This is a genomic window from Citrobacter sp. MGH105, assembly GCF_001037485.2.
GTDB classification, from domain to species: Bacteria; Pseudomonadota; Gammaproteobacteria; order Enterobacterales; family Enterobacteriaceae; genus Citrobacter; species Citrobacter portucalensis.
Map to the genome: position 1 here is coordinate 159,524 of NZ_CP073048.1, position 23,721 is coordinate 183,244.

Here is a 23,721-nt window from a genome sequence, read left to right on the forward strand (position 1 = left end):
TATATATATTGATTGAAATCAGCACATTAGATTATGAACCTAATGTGCTTTTTTATTCTGAATGTTATTAAAATAACAACCTCGATCATATTTTGTTGGGATTTTCACTCGTATGCTGCCTGTCTCTTTAGAGTAATTAAGGATCGTACAATGGCTGCTTCAACATTTTTTATTCCTTCCGTGAATGTAATCGGCGCTGACGCATTAAAAGACGCAATGAATACAATGGCGGAATATGGTTTTCGCCGTACGCTGATTGTTACGGATGCCATGCTGACGAAATTAGGTATGGCTGGCGATATTCAAAAAGCGCTACAGGAACATGATATTTCCAGCGTAATTTACGATGGTACGCATCCTAACCCCACGACCAGTAACGTTGCTGCTGGCCTGAAAATGCTGAAAGAAAATGACTGTGATAGCGTTATTTCTCTCGGCGGCGGCTCTCCTCACGATTGTGCGAAGGGCATTGCGCTGGTGGCGGCTAACGGCGGCGATATTAGTGATTACGAAGGCGTTGACCGCTCTGCAAAACCGCAGCTGCCGATGATCGCCATCAACACCACGGCGGGTACGGCATCTGAAATGACCCGCTTCTGCATCATCACTGATGAAGTACGCCACATTAAAATGGCGATTGTGGATAAGCATGTTACACCGCTGCTGTCCGTCAATGACTCCTCGCTGATGGTCGGTATGCCGAAGTCTCTGACGGCGGCTACAGGTATGGATGCGCTGACTCACGCTATCGAAGCCTATGTTTCTATTGCTGCGACCCCCATTACCGATGCGTGCGCGCTTAAAGCGGTCACCATGATTGCGGAAAACCTGCCGGTCGCCGTGGAAGAGGGCGGCAATGCTCAGGCGCGCGAAGCCATGGCCTATGCGCAGTTCCTTGCAGGTATGGCATTTAACAACGCCTCTTTGGGTTACGTGCACGCCATGGCGCACCAGTTGGGTGGCTTCTACGATCTGCCACACGGTGTATGTAACGCCGTGCTGCTGCCGCATGTGCAGGTTTTCAACAGCAAAGTTGCTGCCGCTCGTCTGCGTGATTGTGCGGCTGCGATGGGCGTTAACGTGGCTGGACTGAGCGAAGAGCAAGGGGCGGAAGCCTGCATCGCGGCGATCCGCGAACTGGCGCAGAAAGTGAATATTCCGGCTGGGCTGCGTGAGCTGAACGTGAAAGAAGAAGATTTTGCCGTTCTGGCGACTAATGCTCTGAAAGATGCTTGTGGTTTCACTAACCCGATTCAGGCGACACATGAAGAAATCATGGCGATTTATCGTGCTGCCATGTAATTCGTGATACCTGTCGTAAAGCAGTAAAAGGCTGGCGAATAATTCGCCAGTCCCGTCTACCCTTGTAGTACCCCTACAGCAAGGAGACGGTCATGACCAATAACCCCCCTTCAACACGTATTTATCCCGGCGAGTATGGTTACCCTCTGAAGTTAAAAGCCCGATACGATAACTTTATCGGCGGTGACTGGGTCGCACCGGTGGACGGTGAGTATTATCAAAACCTGACGCCGGTCACCGGGCAATTACTGTGCGAAGTGGCCTCTTCCGGCAAAAAGGACATCGATTTGGCACTGGATGCCGCGCACAAAGCAAAAGATAAATGGGCGCAGACTTCCGTGCAGGACAGGGCGGCGATTTTGTTCAAAATTGCCGATCGTATGGAGCAAAATCTGGAGCTGCTGGCGACGGCTGAAACCTGGGATAACGGTAAACCCATCCGTGAAACCAGCGCGGCAGATGTGCCGCTGGCGATTGACCATTTCCGCTATTTCGCGTCCTGTATTCGTGCACAGGAAGGGGGAATAAGCGAAGTTGATAGCGATACCGTGGCGTATCACTTCCATGAACCTCTTGGCGTGGTGGGGCAAATTATCCCGTGGAACTTCCCGCTGTTGATGGCCAGCTGGAAAATGGCGCCCGCCCTGGCTGCCGGTAACTGTGTCGTGCTTAAACCTGCGCGCCTGACGCCGCTGTCCGTGTTGTTGCTGATGGAAGTTGTCGGCGATCTGCTCCCGCCTGGCGTGGTGAACGTGGTAAACGGCGCGGGTGGGGAAATCGGTGAGTATCTGGCGACGTCAAAACGCATTGCAAAAGTGGCGTTTACCGGCTCAACGGAAGTTGGGCAGCAGATCATGCAGTACGCCACGCAGAACATTATTCCTGTTACGCTGGAGCTGGGCGGGAAATCCCCCAATATCTTCTTCGCGGACGTGATGGATGAAGAAGATGCGTTCTTTGACAAAGCGCTGGAAGGTTTTGCATTGTTTGCCTTCAACCAGGGCGAAGTATGTACCTGCCCGAGTCGTGCGCTGGTACAAGAATCCATTTACGAACGTTTTATGGAAAGAGCTATTCGTCGGGTGGAAAGTATCCGTAGCGGCAACCCGTTAGACAGCGTGACGCAAATGGGCGCGCAGGTGTCGCATGGTCAACTGGAAACCATTCTGAATTACATCGACATTGGTAAAAAAGAAGGGGCAGATGTTCTCACCGGCGGGCGGCGCAAACAGCTGGATGGCGAGTTAAAAGAGGGGTACTACCTCGAACCGACCATTCTGTTTGGTAAGAACAACATGCGGGTTTTCCAGGAGGAGATCTTCGGGCCGGTGCTGGCTGTCACGACGTTTAAAACCATGGAAGAGGCGCTGGAAATCGCTAATGACACTCAATATGGGCTTGGCGCTGGCGTCTGGAGTCGTAACGGAAATCTGGCGTACAAAATGGGACGTGGGATTCAGGCGGGGCGAGTTTGGACCAACTGTTACCATGCTTACCCGGCACATGCGGCGTTCGGCGGCTACAAGCAGTCGGGTATCGGGCGCGAGACGCATAAGATGATGCTTGAGCATTATCAGCAAACCAAATGCCTGTTAGTGAGCTACTCTGATAAACCACTGGGGCTGTTTTAATTTCACGTCACCTACTGCCCGGTCGCGTTTAGCGTACCGGGCATCAAGTTATGTCCTCAGGTAAGTGGCTGGGGTGAACGAACGCAGCCAACAAAGAAGCAGCTCAAAAGACGACGGGTATATATAAACCCATATATCGTTATATAAATAAGATAATTGCATCCAATCTGGTCATTCCAATACTATTATCAACTCTATTGTTTAAATCAAATTGCATCCTAATTTCTTAATTTAAATCCCTGAGGCAAATATGTTCCTTAATTATTTTGCATTAGGAGTGCTTATTTTTGTATTCCTGGTCATTTTTTACGGGATTATTATTCTGCATGATATTCCCTATCTAATTGCAAAGAAACGTAACCATCCTCATGCCGACGCAATACATGTTGCGGGTTGGGTTAGTTTGTTTACCTTACATGTTATTTGGCCCTTTTTATGGATCTGGGCAACGCTTTATCGCCCGGAACGCGGGTGGGGCATGCAGAGCGCGGATTCTTCCCTGATCCAGCTTCAGGCAAGGGTTGCGGATCTGGAAAAGAAACTGGGTGAGGCCAAGACCTCTCCGGCGGAGTAATATCGATGGATTTACTGATTGTTCTGACCTATGTGGCGTGTGCATGGTCAATATTTAAAATTTTTAAAATTCCTGTAAATAAATGGACAGTTCCTACCGCGGCATTAGGCGGTATATTCATTGTTTGCGGACTTATATTACTGATGAATTATAACCATCCGTATACATTTAAGGCACAAAAAGCGGTAATTTCTATTCCCGTGGTGCCGCAGGTAACGGGTGTAGTGACAGAAGTGACGGATAAGAAGAATACGCTAATCAAAAAAGGCGAGGTTCTGTTTAAGCTTAATCCAGGGCGTTATCAGGCGCGGGTCGATCGCCTGAAGGCTGATATTGTCACCGCACAGCATAAAGAGCAGGCTCTGGTTGCGCAGTTAGACGAAATGAAAGCCAACACGCAGCGGGCAAAGGCCACGCGTGACAAACTGGCAAAAGATTACCAGCGCTATGCGCAGGGGAGTCAGGCGAAGGTGAATCCTTTTTCTGAACGCGATATCGATGCGGCGCGCCAAAACTACCTGGCGCAGGAAGCCTCGGTGAAATCCTCCGTTGCAGAACAACAGCAAATTCAGAGCCAGTTGGACAGCCTGGTACTGGGTGAGAATTCGCAAATTGCCAGCCTGAAAGCACAGCTAGCGGAAGCAGAGTTCAACCTGGACCAGACCGTGGTTCGCGCGCCCAGCGATGGTTACGTCACTCAGGTGCTGATGCGCCCAGGAACCTATGCCGCCGCGCTGCCGATGCGTCCGGTCATGGTATTCATCCCGGATCAGAAACGACAAATTATCGCCCAGTTCCGTCAAAACTCGCTGTTGCGACTGGAACCAGGCGATGAAGCGGAAGTGGTGTTTAATGCCCTGCCGGGTAAGGTGTTTAGCGGTAAACTGGCCGCCATTAGTCCGGCAGTACCGGGTGGTACATACCAGTCGAACGGGGCACTGCAATCTTTAAACTCTACGCCCGGTTCGGAAGGGGTAATCGCCACGATTGAGCTGAATGACAATGCGGATGTGAACGCATTACCTGATGGGATTTACGCCCAGGTTGCCGTTTACTCTGACCACTTCGAACATGTGTCAATCATGCGCAAAGTCTTGTTGCGGATGACCAGTTGGGTGCATTACCTGTATCTCGACCACTAAGCGCAGGCTATTTCGCTTACTCAGGCTGTCGTATCGCCTGAGCAAGCTGCTGACGTATCTCCGCGAGCATTGCATCGAGAATATACTGCACACGCCAGGGCTGGTATTCACGCTTGCGGAAAATCGCCACTAAATCCAACCACCATTCATGTTGCTCCGAGAAACACGGGACCAGCATCTCGGAACGACAATCTCTTTGCACACTTTCATTTGGCGCAAAAACAATCCCCAAATGATTACGTGCCAGCGCCAGTGCGGATTGTGTATTGTCGCAGATGTAATTTCCCGTCACACGATAGTCACGCATCTTTTTGTCTTCAGCAGAATTGAATCGCCAAATGTTGGCATCATCAATCATCATAGAATCAATTAGAATGCAGGAATGGTTGACTAATTCATCAGGACTACTAATAGGATTCTTGGTGAGATATTCCCGACTGGCAAAAGCAATAACCGCATATTTAGTGATGAAACTGGCGACCAGTGATTCATCTTTAGGATGAGCATAGGAAAGTAAAATATCACAATCGTCAGGAAAGTCGACGCCTTCATAAAATGCTTTGCGATCCAGATTATAGGTTTTTAGCACCAGACTGATATCGCCAATATCCATTATTTTTGCAATAACATGTTGCGATAAGTAAGCAATAATTCCGGTTGGTGCATATACCGTTACTTTGCCACGTTTCTCGTGCTTATAATCAGCAATGAAATTATTTAACTGCTCATTTCTGTCTAACATGTCATTGATGTAAGGAAGTAACGCAATACCAAACGGCGTGAGGGTCAGTTGTCGGGTGGTGCGGTCAAATACCTTTAGCCCCACTTTTGATTCAAAATCAGCAAGATACTTACTTACGTTGGCCTGAGCAATGCCGAGAACAGTAGCGGCATGGCTGATATTTTCACTGGCAGCAATTACCGAAATAATCTTCAGTTCCCGGTGTCTAAGTTGTAATTTATTCATCGCCAAGCCCAATATATATAATTTTATATATATTACTATATAAATAAGAACCTTGCACCGATGAAATTGTAAGCATTATTATGCACCCGCTTTGTAGCTTATTTTAAAATGGAATGTTGGCATGTTAATTAAACGCAATATTGTGGCGCTGCTCGCCTTTTCTTTTATGGCGAGTGCAACTGCCGCAGAATTTTCTATTGGCGCTGGCGCTGTATATAATGAATCACCTTATCGCGGGTATAATGATAATGTTCACGCAGTACCGCTTGTCAGTTATGAAAGTGAATCATTTTATTTTAGGCAAACAACGCTAGGTTATATTTTGTCTAAGAGTGAAAGTAATGAATTTAGTATTACTGCCTCTTATATGCCGCTGGAGTTTGATCCCGGCGACAATGACGATCACGCGATGAAAACGCTGGATAAGCGTGACGCAACTGCAATGGCGGGTGCCGCGTGGTATCACCATGAAAGATGGGGTAGCGTGAAAGTCTCCGCCGCTGCGGATGTGCTGGACAACAGTAATGGCTGGGTAGGGGAAGTTTCACTGTTCCGTCCAATGCCGATGGGCAAGCTGACGCTGACGCCATCAATTGGCGTGCTCTACTATGACGAAAAATTCAATGAATACTACTACGGCATTTCGGGTAATGAGTCCCGTCGTAGTGGTTTATCAAGCTATTCCCCAGGCGATAGCTGGACACCGTATGTTGGCCTGTCCGCTAAATACGCATTAACCACTAACCTGACGCTGCTGGCAAGCGCCAACTATAGCGCACTGCCGGATGACATTAAAAATAGTCCGATGGTTGATCGTGATGACAGCTTCACCTTTATGTCCGGTCTGACCTGGCGTTTCTGATTCTCACCCGTTTGTCCTCAGGGAGGAGGGCAATCTTTTCATGAGACATTGACGGATGGGGGCTAACCGCCGCCATCCGCCTTATTATTACTGCTCGTTTATCCAGATACGCATTTCGCCTTCACCACGGTTCGCCCAGCTAAACCACGGAATAAACGTCAATGTATGCGCCTGGCGCGAAGCTGGGGAAACATCGTAGTGCCACAACGATTGTTGTGCTGCATCGGCATTACTTTGCTTCAAGCCTTCAGCCTGAATTAACATTTTATGGCTGAACAATCCCTTACCCTCGAATACTCTGAACTCACTCTCTTTTGGCAACCACAGGTTATGCAATTCCTCACCGTTATCGGCCTGCTCCAGGCAATACACCAGCGGTCCACGCTGAATGGCGACCTTACCGGCAACATGACGCACTAATGGATTTCCGTATACCCGACGCACCGGCATTGGCAGGGTCAGACTGAGCGTATCGCCTTCCTGCCAGGTTCGGCTGATGTGCAAATAGCCTTTACGAATATCCTGCTCAACTGGCTGACCATTCAGTAAAACCTGCGGCGCGGTGCACCAGTCTGGCAGGCGCAGGGCCAGGGTGTGATATATCGACTGCGGTGATTCGATGGCGATTTTCACCTGCTCATGCCATGGATAATCCCCGCTAATGCGCAGCTTGAGCGAGCCATCCGCCACCGGGACTTCCATGCTATTGCCCACGTACATATTGATATATAGCGCGTCCTGACGTGGTGTGTAGATGTAATGACCAATAGAGGTGAGTACGCGGGCGATATTCGGCGGGCAACAGGCGCAGCCAAACCAGCGCTGACGAACGGGTTTCACGTGATCATAAATATGATTGAATTTTAATGAGTTAGGATGTACTTCCAACGGGTTCACATAGAAGAAGTGCTTGCCATCGAGTGCCATCCCGCCCAATACAGTGTTATACAGGGCGCGCTCCATCACGTCGGCATACTGGCTGTCTGCCTCCATCTCCAGCATTCTGCGGGCGAACATCATTAGACCGATTGAGGCGCAGCTTTCCGCATACACGGAGTCGTTAGGCAGATCGTAATCGCTGCTAAACGCCTCGCCGCTGCTTTGTGAACCGATCCCGCCGGTAATGTACAACTGACGCTGGGCCATGTTTTTCCACAGACGCAGGCAATCCTGACGTTTGCCTTCATCCTGACTCAAGCGTGCCAGATGCGCCACGCCGGTCATCAGATAAACAAAACGCACTGCATGACCGATCGCCGTTTGCTGTTCTGAAATGGGCTGATGAGCCTGGCTATAGGGTTTATCCTTCACCATCCATGCCGGGCCGTAAGTATGCCAGTAAGAGGTTTGGCCGCGCTTTTCGTACTCTTCGTCATAGAAATGGGGTTGCGCGCCGCGCTGTTCCACAAAGTAATTTACCAGCGCCATATAGCGTGGTTGCTGGGTCACTTCGTATAAGCGCATTAACGCCAGCTCAATTTCCGGGTGTCCCGGATAGCCGCGCAGTTGATTCTCTCCGAGCCCGAAAATGTTGTCGATGTGGTCTGCCAGACGGCACACGACATCTAAAAGACGACGTTTTCCCGTCGCCTGAAAGAACGCGACACCTGCTTCGATCAAATGACCTGCACAGTACAACTCATGACACTCGGCGAGGTTAGTCCAGCGTTCATCCGGGGCTTTCACTGTAAAGTATGTATTGAGATAGCCGTCTTCACACTGCGCAGCGGCCACCAACTCGATGACCTCATCTGCGGTTTTCTCAAGTTCCGCATCAGGTTTCTGGCACAGGGACCAGGCGACTGCCTCCAGCCATTTCGCTACGTCGCTATCCTGAAAAACCATGCCGTAAAATTCGCCATCCTGCAGTCCTGCGGCGATACGAAAGTTCTCTATCGCATGACTTGGTTCCGCCTCTGCAATGCGGTCATTCAGTGCATCCCACTGGTAGGGGATCACTACGTCACGCACCAACTGCTGATATTGTCCGAGGAACGGATCGCTGACGGTGAGCTTATGCAGGTCGACTTCCAGTACGTTCATTTCGTGCTCCTTAAGGCTGTACATGACGCTGACGCAGATCGGTGGCAATGCGCGACATCATCGGATTATTGAGTTTGCAGATGCGGATAGACAGCGCCAACAGCAGGTGGAACAGTGCGGGAAGTAGCGTCTCCATCGCGGTAATTCCTTGCAGCGAACTGGCGGTTTGGTTACCAGCGCCTGGCTGATAGGCGACAAAAATAAATAACAGGCTGATGATCCCCGCACTTGAGGCCCAGGCCAGCTTGATGAAAAACAGGTTGAAGGCGAAATTCATGCCGGAAGAACGCACGCCGGTTTTCCACTCGCCGTAATCGTCGGCAAAGGCCATCAGCGAGAAGTGCAGAGGCAGCGTAAAGCCCAGAATAATGCCGTTGCCGAGAATAACCGCCAGCCATAATGTTTGATAAGCCGGACCGGTCGGCAGGAACCACATCATCACTGCCAGGGCTGCCAGCACCAGGTTGGTGTAGTAATAGAGTTTGACGGTATCTATACGGCGGGTCAGCGGGCTGACAACCACTGAACCGATGATGGACGCAAAGGTCACCATGGTGAAAAACAGCGACGTGTAAGCTGTACTGCCTTCCAGCACGTAGGTAATGAAATACATGTACCCGCCGCCACGAATATTGAAGACGTTAATCAGCAGGAAAGACATCACCAGCATCAGCAGCAACTGGTCATTTTTGCGTAGCCCACCAATGTGTTCACGCAGGGTAAATTTCCCCATCATCGCCAGCGGCACACGCTCGCGAACCCAGAAGAAGCAGCACAGGAACATCACCACAGCGATGGCGCACAGGATGCCCACGCCGAACTGATAACCCTGCGCGGCATTGCCCTGACCCAGAATATCCACCATCCACGGCAGACCAACGGAGACAAGGAATCCCGCCACGCCGCACAGCACAAAGCGCCAGGACTGACAGGCGATCACCTCGTTATGGCGGGTCGTCATGGTGTTGATCAGCGCACAATACGGTACGTTGATGGCGGTATAGCCGACAGAGAGCAGTAGATAGGTGCCGAATGCCCAGGCGATTTTTACGCTCATGCTGGCGTCAGGGACGGTAAACGTGAGTACGCCAATGATGCCAATGGGAATTGCCACCCACAGCTGCCATGGGCGAAAACGCCCCCAGCGGCTTTGCGTGCGGTCGGCAAGTATGCCCATTATCGGATCGGAAATGGCATCAAATACGCGCAGGGCAATAAACAATGTGCCGACCAGCGCGGGCGTTAACCCGAAGACATCGGTGTAGAAAAATGTCAGGAAGTTCATGATCAGACAGGTAATTACCGTCCCGCCTGCATCGCCTAACCCATAACCTATTTTTTCACGCAGGGATAATTTGTCGTCCTGGGCACGCTGTGCCAAATCAGATGTCGTAATCGGAGCCGAAGTCATAAATAACTCCCGGAGAGGATGTTCAGAAAGTATCCCGCTACGTTGCGGGTTATTTGTTTGTAATTTGCAAAGTACGTTATTTATTCTGCACGAAATGTTTGGGTCAACAAGGGAAGAGAAAAGTATAAAAAGATGACAATTCCGACTTCATTATAAAAATGTGATTTCGATCCAGCGAAAAGCAAGTTTATCGTGAATAATCAATAATAAAGAGCGGTTTGAATAATGCAAAAAGCGGGAATTTGAATATATATGCTCGAATTATCCATGTCTCTTCCGATTAAAGTGCAAAATGGTGGGCTATTTATTTCCCGAGGTGTGGGAAGCCATCCGGCGCGGCAATTGCAATCCTGGGAAATCATCTTTGTCGAAAAAGGGACATTAACGATTCGCGAAGGCCAGACCGTTTTTTGCGTGAATGCTGGAGAAAGTTTGCTGTTATGGCCGCAGCGTTCGCATATTGGTGTGGGATAGTTTCCGGCTGATTTGAAATTTTACTGGCTACACTTTGAGGTGACAGCAGAAAACGATGCTTCACTTACAGAACCGTTGCTTGCGATTCCTCAGCATGCGCGGGTTAGCGAGCCACAATATATTATTTCGCTGTTTCGCCAGTTCTTACGCGAGCAGGAAAATATTCATCGCAGCGTTGCGCTGGAACTGATCCTACTGCTGATTTTGCAGCAAATCTCCGCGGCGGCTAGCGAGCAACCCGCAGATAGCCCCGGTAATGCGCTGGCATGGAAAGCGCAACAAATAATCCACACTCAGTTCCACCTGCCGATTAGTGCTTCAACTCTGGCGAAAGAGCTGCATTGCAATGCGGATTATCTGGGGCGTGTATTCCGTAGCGCTTTCCGGCTGACGCTAACTGAAGCATTGCATCGCCAGCGGGTAAGGGCAGCGGAAAAGTTGTTGATCAGTGACTCGCTGTCACTTACCGAAGTGGCGATTAAATGTGGATTTAATGATGTGGGTTACTTTCGTAAAATCTTTCGTAAGCATACCAGCCTGACGCCTGCGGCGTGGAAAAGGCGCTACTGCAAAGAGCATATTAATTCGGCGTAAATGAGGATCGCCGGGTGGCGCTATGCTTACCCGGCCTACAAAAGTGCAGGCAATCCCCCAAAGTCGTTCAGGCACCTGACAAAATTTAACCGTTTCCCCTGTCCGATCAAAGCGCCAGGGGCGGTCTCTCTGGCACTCTGTGGTTTTCACGCAGAGGGAGGGGGCAATGAACGCGTTTATTATGGCGGATGCGGCAAAATGTATTGGGTGTCGTACCTGCGAAGTTGCCTGCGTCGTCGCGCATCAGCAAAACCAGGACTGTGCTTCGGTCTCTTCTTCTGCGTTTATACCGCGGATTCGGGTCATCAAAGACGACGCCTTTACCACGGCGGTCGCCTGCCATCAATGCGAAGACGCTCCCTGTGCGAATGTTTGTCCAACTCACGCCATTCGTCGTGAACATGGGCATATCTTCGTTGAACAGGCACGTTGTATTGGTTGTAAAAGCTGTATGCTGGCCTGCCCGTTTGGGGCAATGAATGTCGTTGCCCGTTCGTCGCGGGTGCAGGCGATAAAATGCGATTTGTGCTGGCATCGCGAGACGGGGCCCGCGTGTGTCGAGGCCTGCCCGACCAGCGCGTTGCAGTGTATTGATGCCGTCAGCATTCAGCGACAGCGCCTGCGTTCACAGCCGCTGTGAAGTGAGCCCGACCCGCACTTGGGTCGGGTTTGCGTTAGCCTTCCAGCCAGGCGCGTTCGATCTCTTCCGCCAGAATCTTCACGCCAGCTTCGATTTTCTCCGGCTCTGGCACGTAGTTCATCCGCATGCACTGATGGGTATGCGGCCAGGGTTTATCCAGCCCCGGGAAGAAGTAGTCACCAGGAACCATCAGTACGCCGCGCGCTTTCAGGCGCTGATACAACAGTTCTGTGGTGATCGGTAAATCTTTGAACCATAGCCACAGGAAAATCGCACCTTCAGGTTTATGGATAAGGCAGCGATCTTCAGACAAGTAGCGGCGAATAATCGCAATTGTCTCCTGAACGCGCTGATAGTAAAACGGCTTGATAACCGTTTCGGACAGGCGCAGCAGATCGTTACGTTTAATCATCTCGCACATCATCGCCGGTCCCATCCCGCCAGGTGCAAGGCTGATGATGCCGTTCATATTGGTAATCGCAGTGATGATTTTTTCATTCGCGATAATGATACCGCAGCGGGAACCTGGCAGACCCAGCTTGGAAAGGCTCATGCACAACACAATGTTGGGGTTCCACAACGGGCGTGCTTCGCTAAAGATAATGCCTGGGAATGGTACGCCATAGGCGTTATCAATCACCAGCGGGATCCCATGCTGGTTGGCCAGCCGGTCCAGCTTCATCAGCTCGTCGTCGGTGATCACGTTGCCTGTCGGGTTAGTGGGGCGCGATACGCAGATCATCCCTGTCTCTTCACCGATGTGCAGGTGTTCAAAATCAACGTGATACTTAAACTGGCCTTCCGGTAGCAGCTCAATGTTCGGACGTGCTGAGACGAAGAGATCTTCTTCTAGCCCGGAATCTGCATAGCCAATGTATTCCGGCGCTAACGGGAATAACACTTTTTGCGTTGTTCCGTCAGCGCGGCGTCCGGCGAACAAATTGAATAAGTAGAAAAACGCGCTCTGACTGCCATTTGTCAGTGCAATATTTTGTGGCTCGATATCCCAACCCTGCTTCTCACGTAGCAGTTTCGCCAGTTCAGACAGTAGCTCGGTTTTCCCTTGCGGACCGTCATAATTACAAAGCGCATCAGTGGCTTTGCCGTTTGCCAGCATATCTGTCAGCAGAGACTGGAAGTAATTTTGCATCTCTGGAATTTGCGCCGGATTACCACCGCCGAGCATGATGGCGCCTGGGGTGCGTAAACCGTCGTTGAGGTCCTCCATCAGGCGGGTGATGCCTGAATGGCGGGTAAATTTGTCGCCAAAAAGTGAGAATGTCATAGCAGGGGGTCTGTCGAACTGAGTAGTAAAGTGGCTAACCATAGCGCTACCTATGGCAGGGTGCAAATCAGGGGGAGCGGGCTGGATTGATGTTTTGTGCTACAGATGTTTGCCTGGCTGGTTTTTTATTTTGTGTTGGGCTTCCCGCTGTATGCACAGCGAGAAGCCTGTTGGGATCAGGGCTGACCGGCCCACACCACCATCACCTTATCGTCGCCATGCTCGCGGATAAATCCGTATCCCTGCTTCAATGTCAGCGTGGTCTGTTTACCAGCACCGATGGCGGGATGTCTGGCCCGGAACTGACTGATGCGCTGCCAGTGAGTGACGCTGGCGGCAGATTCCCCGGCCACATCCGGCCAGTTCATTTCTGAGCGCGTACCCTGCAATGGGTCTGAACCTGTTGGTCCAAAGGGCCGGGCCGACTCGTCTCCGTAAAAGAGTTGTACCGCGCCTGGCGCCAGCAGCAATAGCTCGGCGGCTTTGTCTCCACCTTCGCGGAACAGACGCGTATCGTGCGAGGAAAGATAGCTCAGAACGTTGAAATCCTGTAGTTTTTCAGCCATTTGTTGCCAGATGACATCCATATTTGCCAGACAATCGACGGCCTTTGCCGCCTGCTCCTGATAGTCGAAATTGATCATCGCATCAAAGCCGTGAAGGTAATAGTCGCTTTGCATCACGCCGTGACCCCAGGCCTCGCCGGTCATCCAGAAAGGTTTGTCATCCAGCGCTTTATCCGGGTTCGCTTTCTTCCATTCAACCAGCGCCGCGCTGGCCTGTGTTTTTAACTGCTGCCAGGCGGGAAGTTCGACGTGTTTGGCGGTATCGACCCGAAATCCGTCAATCCCGTAATCACGCACCCACTGGCTGAGCCAGTGGGTCAGATAATCTCGGGGCGTGTAACCAGCAATAGCTTTAGCGTGCGTATCTGGTTTGTGTAGATAAAAGTTTGGCAGCCCGGAAGGCGTGGTGGATTCGGTTTTCAGATCGGGCAGGAAAGCCAGTGACATGGTCAGGTCGTCAAAACCCGGATTGTCGTAATCGCCAATATCGGTGCGGATCCAGTTTTTCCCCCACCATTTTTCCCAGCCTGCTTTATCGCTGAAGTTGATGTAATCATTAAAGCTGTGCCAGCTTTGCCCGGCGGCTGGCTTCCAGTCCGTCCAGCGTTCACCGAGCGTGTTTTTCAGTTCATCGCCCGACAAGTACAGGGCCCCAAACTGATACTCCTGCATATCCGCCAGCGTGGCGTAGCCGGTATGATTCATGACGACATCAAACAGGATGCGAATGCCGCGCTGGTGCGCGCCGTCAACCAGCGCACGCAGGTCAGCTTCATTACCCATATTCGCGTCGAGGGTGGTCCAGTCCTGAGTGTAATAGCCGTGGTAAGCATAATGGGGGAAATCACCTTTGGTGCCACCGCCGACCCAGCCGTGAATTTGCTCAAACGGCGCACTGATCCACAGGGCGTTGATGCCTAACTGTTGTAGATAGTCGAGTTTGCTGACCAGACCGCGCAAATCGCCCCCGTGGAAAGTACCAATTTCCTGCATGCCGTCGTTGCGACGCCCGTAGCTGTGGTCGTTGCTTGGGTCACCATTTACAAAGCGATCCGTCAGGACGAAATACACCGTAGCGTTATGCCAGTCGAAAGCGGCCGGGGCATCGGTTTCCGCCCGTTCCAGCAGCAACAGTCCGTTACTGGCTGCGGCAGGCTGTAGGGTAATCGACCCATTTTTTACCGTTGCCGTTTGCTGGCTGTAGAAATCACGCACCACGGCACCTTCCGGAAAGGTCTGGCTCACATCCAGTGTTAACGGCGAACCATCCCATTTCGGGCACTGGCGAATCTGGGTCGTGACAGGGTCTGCGGCGCTTTTTACCGAGAGCATCAACGTTGGCGTTCCGGAGCGGGTATCCACTTCCAGCGTGTAATCGCCGTCTTTGAATAAGCGCCATTGCGGCGGGGCGCCTTCACACGGTTTTAGCGACAGCATCTGGTTGAGTTTTATCGCATCAGCAGGCTGCCAGCACTGTTGGTCAAAATTTAGGATTAAAGGACGCGTACCCTTCGTCAACGCTGCATGGCTGACGAATTTACCCGTACCTTCCGCTTCGAAGATGGGGAGTCCCTGAGAAGTCCATGATGAGGCGATGGCAATGCCGGGCATGAGCGCCAGCGCAACGGCGGCAAGTTTCATAATGCTGTCCTTGGTGCTGCGATTTTCGCCAGTTTGCCAGTGAAATCAGGCCGGAAACTCCTCCTTTGAGTCGATTCCGCCAGGAGGAGAAGTGAGGGTGAGCGATCGCGCGCAAAAAATGAACTTATTTTGCGATAACCTCCACATTTTCTTCGAATTAATAGCATCCTGAACCGTTAATGCGTGACATAGTTTCAGAATTGGACTATTCCTTTGGGTGCTCTTGACGGCTATTTTTGATATGATTTGAGATTCATCTCTCATTTTTGTGAAAAATATAAGGTGTTGGAATGTATAAATCCGACCAGGAGACCTAATGATATTGACTCCCATTCGACGATATGGGGCAATGATTCTTATGTTACTCACCGTTGCATTTTCGGGTGAGGTGCTGGCAAAGACACACACGGCGACAACGAGTCACAAGCCCCAGGTAATCAAGACAAGTAATACACAGGTAAGCAGTAAACAAGAGTATTCTCGCAATAGTGCAAAGAGTAGTTCACTTCCTGATTTGCGAAAATACCCTTCCGGAACACCAAGGAAAAAAGCGTTTCTCCGGACGGTTATGCCTTATATTACCAGTCAAAATGCTGCCATTACGGCGGATCGTAACTGGCTGATTTCAAAACAGTACCAGAACCGCTGGTCACCGACTGAGCGTACGCGTATGAAAGACATCGCGAAGCGCTACAAGGTGAGCTGGTCTGGCAACACGCGTAAAATCCCATGGAATACGCTGCTTGAGCGCGTAGACATTATCCCGACCAGTATGGTGGCAACCATGGCTGCGGCTGAAAGTGGCTGGGGTACGTCGAAGCTGGCGCGTAGCAACAACAACCTGTTTGGCATGAAATGTGGCAAAGGTCGTTGTAACAATGCCCCGGGTAAGGTGAAAGGCTACTCACAGTTTGAATCGGTGAAAGAGTCGGTGAATGCTTACGTCATCAACCTGAACACGCATCCGGCTTACTCTTCATTCCGTAAGTCACGTGCGCAGCTGCGTAAAGCCGATCAGGAAGTCACCGCTACCGCGATGATTCATAAGCTGAAGGGTTATTCCACTAAAGGACAGAGCTACAACAACTATCTGTTCGCAATGTATCAGGATAACCAGCGTTTAATCGCCGCGCATATGTAATTCTGTGTGCCGGATGGCGGCTTCGCCGCATCCGGCAATAATCCTCACAGCAACACTTCGCTGTTCACATCGCGATACTCTTTGGGCGTCGTGTCATACTCTTTCTTAAAGACCGAATAAAAGTATTGCAGAGATGGATAGCCGCACATCTGTGAGATTTCGTTGATTGAAAGCGTGGTAGATATCAACAGGCTGCGCGCTTTTTCCAGCTTTTCGGCATGAATCACGGCGTGGATAGTCTCTCCAACTTCTTCTTTAAAACGCTTCTCCAGATTCGAACGAGAAATCCCCACTGAATCCAGCACTTGTTCAACCTTAATACCTTTACAGGCATGGTTGCGGATAAAGTGCATCGCCTGAATCACCGCCGGATCGGTTAATGAACGGTAGTCGGTTGAGCGGCGTTCAATGACGCGCACCGGAGGAACCAGTGTACGTTGCAGCGGCAGCTCTTCATTTGCCAGTAAACGATGTAAGAGCTTAGCGGCCTGATACCCCATCTGCCTGGCTCCCTGAGCCACGGATGAAAGCGCCACCCGCGACAGATAGCGGGTCAGTTCTTCGTTGTCGATCCCAATCACACACAGCTTTTCCGGAACCGGAATATGCAGGTGTTCGCAAACTTGCAGGACGTGTCGTGCCCGTGCATCGGTAACGGCGATAATACCGGTTTGCGGCGGTAGTGTTTGTAGCCAGTCCGCCAGACGATTTTGCGCGTGCTGCCAGTTTTCCGGTGCGGTTTCCAGCCCCTGATAGACAACGCCGCGGTACTTCTCTTTGGCAACCAACTGGCAAAACGCATATTCACGTTCCGCGGCCCAGCGTTTGCCGCTTGACGATGGCAGACCATAGAATGCAAAGCGGTTAACCCCTTTTTCCTTCAGGTGCAGGAAAGCGCTTTCTACCAACGCATGGTTGTCGGTGGCGATGTAATGTACCGGTGGATAATCTTGCTCCAGATGGTAGGAGCCTCCAACGCCGATGATGGGAACTTCAACATCGGCAAGTAATTGCGCAATATCATCATCGTCATAATCAGCAATAACGCCGTCGCCTAACCAGTCTTTAATATTATCGATACGGGCGCGGAAATCTTCCTCAATGAATATATCCCACTCGGATTGCGATGCCTGTAAATATTCACCCACACCTTCTACCACCTGGCGGTCGTAGGCTTTATTGGCATTAAATAGCAGAGTGATGCGGTGACGTTTATCAAACATAAGAACCTGTCCTGGAAAGGTTAACGTGGGCCTGTCGATACTAGCAAAACCGCAGGTACGACTGCTTGATGAAGCGTGACAAAATTCCTGATTGCCTGAGGCTACGCAAAATTTACATACTGGTCGCGGGATGACAATTGTCATTTTTTATCTGCGCATTACGGTTTTTTGTTTAATGACTAACCTTCGATCGCGATCGCTTTTTTATTTCTTTATTTAGCGCGTTTTTTTGGGAGCCAGCGCACGTTTGGGTATTCTCTTAATGGCGGTGTGAAATAACGTAATTGAGCAATAAATCAGGAAATTCCAGTATAGCCATATCGCAGTTTACTTGCCGTATTACCTGATTATGGAGCTTATTATGCCGGCTTATTTTGACCAACTCGATCGTGTTCGTTTCGAAGGCACTCAATCCACCAACCCGCTCGCATTTCGCCATTACAACCCTGACGAAATCGTATTGGGCAAGCGCATGGAAGATCATCTGCGTTTTGCGGCCTGCTACTGGCATACCTTCTGCTGGAACGGGGCGGATATGTTCGGTATGGGCGCTTTCGATCGTCCATGGCAGCAGCCTGGTGAAGCTCTGGCACTGGCGAAACGCAAAGCGGATGTGGCATTTGAGTTTTTCCACAAGCTGAACGTGCCTTACTACTGCTTCCATGACGTGGATGTTTCGCCGGAAGGCGCGTCTTTGAAAGAGTACAAAAACAACTTTGCGCAGATGGTTGATGTGCTGGCGGCAAAACAGGAACAGAGCGGCGTGAAGCTGCTGTGGGGTACAGCAAACTGCTTCACTAACCCACGCTACGGTGCGGGTGCGGCCACAAACCCAGATCCAGAAGTGTTCAGCTGGGCCGCCACGCAGGTGGTTACGGCCATGGATGCCACGCACAAGTTAGGTGGTGAAAACTACGTTCTGTGGGGCGGCCGTGAAGGTTATGAAACACTGCTGAATACCGATCTGCGTCAGGAACGTGAGCAGATTGGTCGTTTCATGCAATTAGTCGTGGAACACAAACACAAAACCGGTTTCCAGGGCACTTTGCTTATCGAGCCGAAACCGCAGGAACCGACCAAGCACCAGTACGACTACGATGCGGCAACCGTGTACGGATTCCTCAAGCAGTTCGGTCTGGAAAAAGAGATCAAACTGAATATCGAAGCCAACCACGCTACGCTTGCAGGCCATTCGTTCCATCACGAAATCGCCACCGCTATCGCGCTGGGTCTGTTTGGCTCTGTCGATGCCAACCGCGGCGACGCACAGCTGGGCTGGGATACCGACCAGTTCCCGAACAGCGTAGAAGAGAATGCCTTGGTGATGTACGAAATCCTTAAAGCGGGCGGCTTCACTACCGGCGGTCTGAACTTTGATGCCAAAGTACGTCGCCAGAGTACCGATAAATACGATCTGTTCTATGGTCATATTGGCGCGATGGATACCATGGCGCTGTCCCTGAAAATTGCGGCCCGTATGATTGAAGACGGTGGCCTGGATCAGCGTGTGGCTAAACGTTATGCCGGTTGGAATGGTGAGCTGGGCCAGCAAATTCTGAAAGGCCAGATGACGCTGACAGAAATTGCGCAGTACGCTGAACAACACAATCTGGCGCCAGTGCACCAGAGCGGTCATCAGGAATTGCTGGAAAATCTGGTAAACCATTATTTGTTCGACAAATAACGGGTCTCTGAGAACGTCCGTAAGCCCGGTCAGCTAGCGCTACCGGGCCTTTCTTTAAGGAACGATGCCTTATGTATATCGGGATAGATCTTGGCACATCAGGCGTAAAGGCCATTCTGCTCAATGAGCAGGGCGATGTGGTGGCTTCAAAAACGGAGAAACTCACCGTCTCGCGCCCGCACCCGTTATGGTCAGAACAAGACCCAGAGCAGTGGTGGCTGGCAACGGATCGCGCGGTAAAAGCACTGGGTCAGCAGCATTCACTCCGCGAGGTGAAAGCGTTAGGGATTGCCGGGCAGATGCACGGCGCTACGCTACTGGATGAACAACAGAAGGTATTGCGTCCGGCTATCTTATGGAACGACGGTCGCTGTGCTGAAGAGTGCGTGATGCTGGAGAGTCAGGTTCCGCAGTCTCGTGCCATCACCGGCAACCTGATGATGCCTGGCTTTACCGCGCCAAAACTGCTGTGGGTGCAACGCCACGAGCCGGAGATTTTCAACAAGATTGATAAAGTCCTGCTGCCGAAAGATTACCTGCGTTTGCGCATGACCGGTGATTTTGCCAGCGATATGTCTGATGCGGCAGGGACAATGTGGCTGGATGTCGCGAAGCGTGACTGGAGCGATGTCATGCTGGCTGCCTGTAAACTGGCTCGCGCACATATGCCTGCGCTCTATGAAGGCAGCGAGATTACCGGAACCTTATTGCCAGACGTCGCTAAAGCCTGGGGAATGCAGGAGGTTGCGGTTGTTGCCGGAGGTGGTGATAACGCGGCGGGCGCGGTTGGCGTAGGCATGATGAATGCCGGTCAGGCGATGCTTTCGCTGGGGACATCCGGCGTCTATTTTGCGGTGAGTGATGGTTTCCTTAGCAAACCGGAAAGTGCGGTTCACAGTTTTTGCCATGCTTTGCCTGAGCGATGGCATCTGATGTCTGTAATGTTAAGTGCGGCATCGTGTCTGGACTGGGCGGCAAAATTAACCGGACTGGCGAGCGTTCCTGCGTTGATTGACGCTGCGCAACAGGCGGATGAACACGCGGAGCCGGTCTGGTTTTTACCTTATTTGTCCGGCGAGCGTACGCCGCACAACAATCCGCAGGCCAAGGGCGTATTTTTCGGTCTGACGCATCAGCATGGTCCGGCAGAACTGGCACAGGCGGTGCTGGAAGGTGTGGGGTTTGCGCTGGCTGACGGTATGGACGTGGTACATGCCTGTGGCATTCAGCCCGCCAGCATTACGCTGATCGGCGGTGGGGCGCGTAGTGAATACTGGCGTCAGATGCTATCTGACATCAGCGGATTGCAGCTGGATTACCGTACCGGCGGTGACGTTGGTCCTGCACTCGGCGCGGCGCGCCTGGCGCAAGTTGCCATGAATCTGCAAACGTCGTTATCAGAGTTACTGCCTCAGCTTACGCTGGAGCAGGCGCATTATCCTGACGCGGAGCGTCATGCTCGTTATCAACAGCGTCGAGAAACTTTCCGTCGTATCTATCAGCAATTACAACCGCTGATGTCCTGACCACTTTCCCCTCTGGCTAGCAGAGGGGAATTTGCCGAATATATATATCCACGAAAATAATAAGTTACACGTATGGATGTATTCTGAAAGTCCTGTGTAGTCGCTTTTTTCTGTGTTGTCTTTAGCGGGTTATTCATATTGTATCCATGATGGATAAGGAGATCCCAATGAAGACAACCAGGCTGTTGCCATGGATATTATTCCTCTCAGGCATACTGACTTACAGTATCGGTTTATGGCGCGCATGCCCGTTATTGAGCGGCAAGGGGTATTTTTTGGGGGCGCTGATGACGGGGATGTTCGTAACGTATGCCTATCAGCGCGCAGTAAATCTCAATCAAAACGATGAACGCTTCGCTTCCGTTTGTCAGATGGTGGCGCTCATCACGGCAGGGCTGTTGCTGGTGGGGGTGTGGAATGCCCCGTTGGCGCCCTTCGAAATAGGGTTATACCCGGCAGCATTCTTCGTGTGTTTGGCCGGACAAGTTTTACTCCTGCGTCCAGGGCCGAATGAACAAAAGGGTGAGTCTTAACTCACCAACCTGCGCGTATCGATACGCTGCAAGAGTATGGACAACAGCAGGCTACCCGCCAGCGTGGCGCTGAAAATCCACAGTATATCCAGCGGTGGCCAGTTTTTGAGTTCAATTCCGTTGGTACGTAGTGCGTGAATGATCAGCGCATGAAAACCATAAATGCCCAATGAATGGCGAGAAATAAGGCCCAGTAGCGGCAGAGTACGTGCGCTGAGCGTATTTTTGACCAGCGTCAGGAGCGAGGCGGCGCAAATAAATACCGCTGGGCCGCAGTAGAGGTACCAGGTGTCGGCAAAATTGCCTCGCCAGCGCAGTTCATGCAATGTGCCACGAGAAATAATAAATACTGCGGTAATGAATAACGCCGCACAGAGCCAGCTGAGTGCACGCTTTTGCGTATCCATCATGCCAATCGCCCGGCCCAGCATGCCGTACAGGATGTAATAGAAAGTATCGCCACTGATGTACAGGTTGACTGGGAGCCACTCAAAGCCGCCGATTTTTTGCGAGACGGTGTTGGGATTGGCAATCACCCCAATGACAACCATGAGCGCCAGTAGCATCTTGCCGCTGATATTTTTCACCTGTATCAGCGGAGAAACCAGGTAGATGACGGCGATCGCGAAGAAAAACCACAGGTGATAGAACACCGGCTTTTGCAGCAGGTTCTTCAGCGACAGCTCAGCGTTGATCGAGGTAAACAGCAGGATATAGGCCAGCGCCACGCTGCTGTAAAACAGAATGCAAAGTGCGATGCGCAGGAAATGGCGCGGTTTGGCGCTACGCTCACCAAAGAACAGATAGCCCGAAATCATAAAGAACAGCGGAACGCTGACGCGAGAGGCTGAATTGAGCACGTTAGCCAGATCCCAATTCAACGGGCTGACGCTTTGCGCATTGGTGATGTACCAGGTTGTGGTGTGGATCATCACGACCATTAAACAGGCTATCCCGCGCAGGTTATCAATCCAGAAAATTTTGGGCTGCATCAGTTCCTCTGTGTCCATTAAAAAAAGTCTGACCGATATTTTGCGAACGTAGCTCACTGGAATAATCCGAGTTCTTACGCTAAAGCTTGAGATGGTCTGATGAGATTCTCAAAATAGGATCTGTTTCCAGACACTAATAATAAGACTGACCAGCAAACCAGGCGGTAATAAAATGATGATGAAGTATTTCTTTCCCGCGATCGCTGCCCTTTTGCTGGTAGCGTGCGCTGACACACAATCGTCTGCACCTGCGCAGAAAGCGCAAAAGGTTAAGGTCAGTGCCACACGTTCGCTGGATATGGAGTCATTGTGCAAAAATGAGGCGGCGCAACGCTACAACACTGGCGCGCAGAAAATTGATATCTCCGGCCTGGAGCAATTCCAGGGTAGCTATGAGATGCGTGGTTCTACCTTCCGTAAAGAGAGTTTTGTCTGCTCTTTTGATGCAGACGGGCAGTTTTTGCACCTTTCCATGCGCTAAGTTCCCCCTTTTTCCCGTTTCGTACTGTATATCTTGCAGCCAGCGGGTATACTGACCGCTTCCTTTAAATCCACACGTATCCAGCACGAAATAATATGCAAAAGTTTGATACCAGGACCTTCCAGGGCTTGATCCTGACCTTACAGGATTACTGGGCTCGCCAGGGCTGCACCATCGTTCAACCATTGGACATGGAAGTCGGCGCGGGAACATCTCACCCAATGACCTGCCTGCGTGCGCTGGGGCCGGAGCCGATGGCGACTGCTTATGTGCAGCCTTCTCGTCGTCCGACCGATGGCCGCTATGGCGAAAACCCGAACCGCTTACAGCACTACTATCAGTTCCAGGTAGTGATTAAGCCGTCTCCGGACAACATTCAGGAGCTGTACCTGGGTTCTCTGAAAGAACTGGGTATGGACCCGACCATTCACGATATCCGTTTCGTGGAAGATAACTGGGAAAACCCGACGCTGGGTGCCTGGGGTCTGGGTTGGGAAGTGTGGCTGAACGGCATGGAAGTGACGCAGTTCACCTACTTCCAGCAGGTTGGTGGCCTGGAATGTAAACCAGTAACCGGGGAAATTACTTACGGTCTGGAACGTCTGGCCATGTACATTCAGGGCGTAGACAGCGTTTACGACCTGGTCTGGAGCGACGGCCCGCTGGGTAAAACCACTTACGGCGACGTGTTCCATCAGAACGAAGTGGAGCAATCCACCTACAACTTTGAATACGCCGACGTGGACTTCCTGTTCACCTGCTTCGAGCAGTACGAGAAAGAGGCGCAGCAGCTGCTGGCGCTGGAAAATCCGCTGCCGCTGCCTGCGTATGAACGCATTCTGAAAGCCGCCCATAGCTTCAACCTGCTGGATGCGCGTAAAGCCATCTCCGTCACTGAGCGTCAGCGCTATATCCTGCGAATTCGCACCCTGACCAAAGCAGTGGCAGAAGCTTACTACGCTTCCCGTGAAGCCCTTGGCTTCCCGATGTGCAACAAAGACAAATAAGA

The 23,721-nt window shown here is 51.3% G+C and carries 19 protein-coding genes and 1 pseudogene; 13 read left to right on the forward strand and 7 right to left on the reverse strand.

Annotation, left to right across the window (positions count from 1 at the left end; genetic code table 11):
• Positions 1–150 precede the first annotated feature (150 nt).
• The 4 genes from yiaY to SK35_RS00785 all read left to right on the forward strand — a co-directional run bounded on the left by yiaY (position 151) and on the right by SK35_RS00785 (position 4,649).
• Entirely contained in the window at positions 151–1,302 is a 1,152-nt protein-coding gene (yiaY, locus tag SK35_RS00770) for an L-threonine dehydrogenase (RefSeq protein ID WP_048215317.1), read from the forward strand.
• Positions 1,303–1,394: 92 nt separating this feature from the next.
• Positions 1,395–2,933 (forward strand): aldehyde dehydrogenase AldB, encoded by a 1,539-nt coding sequence (gene aldB, locus SK35_RS00775; RefSeq protein WP_048215318.1) that lies wholly within the window; start codon positions 1,395–1,397, stop codon positions 2,931–2,933.
• 250 nt (positions 2,934–3,183) lie between these two features.
• Complete coding sequence (locus tag SK35_RS00780; RefSeq protein ID WP_003024200.1) at positions 3,184–3,507, forward strand: DUF3302 domain-containing protein; 324 nt, start codon at positions 3,184–3,186, stop codon at positions 3,505–3,507.
• 5 nt (positions 3,508–3,512) lie between these two features.
• Positions 3,513–4,649: an HlyD family secretion protein gene (locus SK35_RS00785; RefSeq protein ID WP_048215319.1), complete on the forward strand. Its 1,137-nt coding sequence runs from the start codon at positions 3,513–3,515 to the stop codon at positions 4,647–4,649.
• A gap of 16 nt (positions 4,650–4,665) precedes the next feature.
• On the opposite strand, the gene SK35_RS00790 is transcribed toward SK35_RS00785, so the two are convergent.
• Positions 4,666–5,616 (reverse strand): LysR family transcriptional regulator, encoded by a 951-nt coding sequence (locus SK35_RS00790; protein ID WP_048215320.1) that lies wholly within the window; start codon positions 5,614–5,616, stop codon positions 4,666–4,668.
• A gap of 121 nt (positions 5,617–5,737) precedes the next feature.
• Here SK35_RS00790 and SK35_RS00795 point away from each other — a divergent pair, with 121 nt between their 5' ends.
• Entirely contained in the window at positions 5,738–6,478 is a 741-nt protein-coding gene (locus SK35_RS00795) for a MipA/OmpV family protein (protein ID WP_048215321.1), read from the forward strand.
• 87 nt (positions 6,479–6,565) lie between these two features.
• On the opposite strand, the gene SK35_RS00800 is transcribed toward SK35_RS00795, so the two are convergent.
• Together SK35_RS00800 and SK35_RS00805 are read right to left on the reverse strand one after the other, a co-directional pair.
• Positions 6,566–8,521 (reverse strand): glycoside hydrolase family 127 protein, encoded by a 1,956-nt coding sequence (locus SK35_RS00800; protein ID WP_048215322.1) that lies wholly within the window; start codon positions 8,519–8,521, stop codon positions 6,566–6,568.
• A 10-nt stretch (positions 8,522–8,531) separates the two neighbouring features.
• Entirely contained in the window at positions 8,532–9,932 is a 1,401-nt protein-coding gene (locus SK35_RS00805; protein ID WP_008786444.1) for an MFS transporter, read from the reverse strand.
• Between the two features lie 252 nt (positions 9,933–10,184).
• On the opposite strand from SK35_RS00805, the pseudogene SK35_RS00810 reads away from it, so the two are divergent.
• A pseudogene (locus SK35_RS00810) lies at positions 10,185–11,000 on the forward strand (helix-turn-helix domain-containing protein).
• 166 nt (positions 11,001–11,166) lie between these two features.
• Entirely contained in the window at positions 11,167–11,640 is a 474-nt protein-coding gene (locus SK35_RS00815; RefSeq protein WP_048215323.1) for a 4Fe-4S dicluster domain-containing protein, read from the forward strand.
• Between the two features lie 34 nt (positions 11,641–11,674).
• Here the strand turns inward: SK35_RS00815 and avtA are convergent, their stop codons facing one another.
• Both avtA and malS read right to left on the reverse strand, forming a co-directional pair.
• Positions 11,675–12,925 (reverse strand): valine--pyruvate transaminase, encoded by a 1,251-nt coding sequence (gene avtA / locus SK35_RS00820; protein WP_003837697.1) that lies wholly within the window; start codon positions 12,923–12,925, stop codon positions 11,675–11,677.
• A 176-nt stretch (positions 12,926–13,101) separates the two neighbouring features.
• Positions 13,102–15,132, reverse strand: coding sequence for an alpha-amylase (malS, locus tag SK35_RS00825; protein ID WP_048215324.1), 2,031 nt, complete (start codon positions 15,130–15,132; stop codon positions 13,102–13,104).
• Positions 15,133–15,448: 316 nt separating this feature from the next.
• Here malS and SK35_RS00830 point away from each other — a divergent pair, with 316 nt between their 5' ends.
• The gene (locus tag SK35_RS00830) at positions 15,449–16,273 is read left to right on the forward strand and encodes a protein bax (RefSeq protein WP_008786441.1); all 825 of its coding nucleotides are present in this window, start codon (positions 15,449–15,451) and stop codon (positions 16,271–16,273) included.
• Positions 16,274–16,317: 44 nt separating this feature from the next.
• On the opposite strand, the gene xylR is transcribed toward SK35_RS00830, so the two are convergent.
• Positions 16,318–17,496 carry a D-xylose utilization transcriptional activator XylR gene (gene xylR, locus SK35_RS00835; protein WP_003827365.1) on the reverse strand — a complete coding sequence of 393 codons (1,179 nt, stop codon included), beginning with the start codon at positions 17,494–17,496 and terminating at the stop codon, positions 16,318–16,320.
• 361 nt (positions 17,497–17,857) lie between these two features.
• Here xylR and xylA point away from each other — a divergent pair, with 361 nt between their 5' ends.
• The 3 genes from xylA to yiaB all read left to right on the forward strand — a co-directional run bounded on the left by xylA (position 17,858) and on the right by yiaB (position 21,239).
• Complete coding sequence (gene xylA / locus SK35_RS00840; protein WP_003024252.1) at positions 17,858–19,180, forward strand: xylose isomerase; 1,323 nt, start codon at positions 17,858–17,860, stop codon at positions 19,178–19,180.
• Between the two features lie 71 nt (positions 19,181–19,251).
• Positions 19,252–20,706: a xylulokinase gene (gene xylB / locus SK35_RS00845; protein ID WP_048215325.1), complete on the forward strand. Its 1,455-nt coding sequence runs from the start codon at positions 19,252–19,254 to the stop codon at positions 20,704–20,706.
• A 167-nt stretch (positions 20,707–20,873) separates the two neighbouring features.
• Positions 20,874–21,239 (forward strand): inner membrane protein YiaB, encoded by a 366-nt coding sequence (gene yiaB, locus SK35_RS00850; protein ID WP_048215326.1) that lies wholly within the window; start codon positions 20,874–20,876, stop codon positions 21,237–21,239.
• Here yiaB and SK35_RS00855 read toward each other — a convergent pair.
• The gene (locus SK35_RS00855) at positions 21,236–22,231 is read right to left on the reverse strand and encodes an acyltransferase (RefSeq protein ID WP_048216379.1); all 996 of its coding nucleotides are present in this window, start codon (positions 22,229–22,231) and stop codon (positions 21,236–21,238) included. The two genes, yiaB and SK35_RS00855, sit on opposite strands and share 4 nt — an antisense overlap.
• A 172-nt stretch (positions 22,232–22,403) precedes the next feature.
• Between SK35_RS00855 and SK35_RS00860 the strand changes: the two genes are divergently transcribed.
• Together SK35_RS00860 and glyQ are read left to right on the forward strand one after the other, a co-directional pair.
• Positions 22,404–22,712 (forward strand): YsaB family lipoprotein, encoded by a 309-nt coding sequence (locus tag SK35_RS00860; protein WP_020996059.1) that lies wholly within the window; start codon positions 22,404–22,406, stop codon positions 22,710–22,712.
• A 95-nt stretch (positions 22,713–22,807) separates the two neighbouring features.
• Entirely contained in the window at positions 22,808–23,719 is a 912-nt protein-coding gene (gene glyQ / locus SK35_RS00865) for a glycine--tRNA ligase subunit alpha (RefSeq protein ID WP_001168551.1), read from the forward strand.
• Positions 23,720–23,721: the final 2 nt, after the last annotated feature.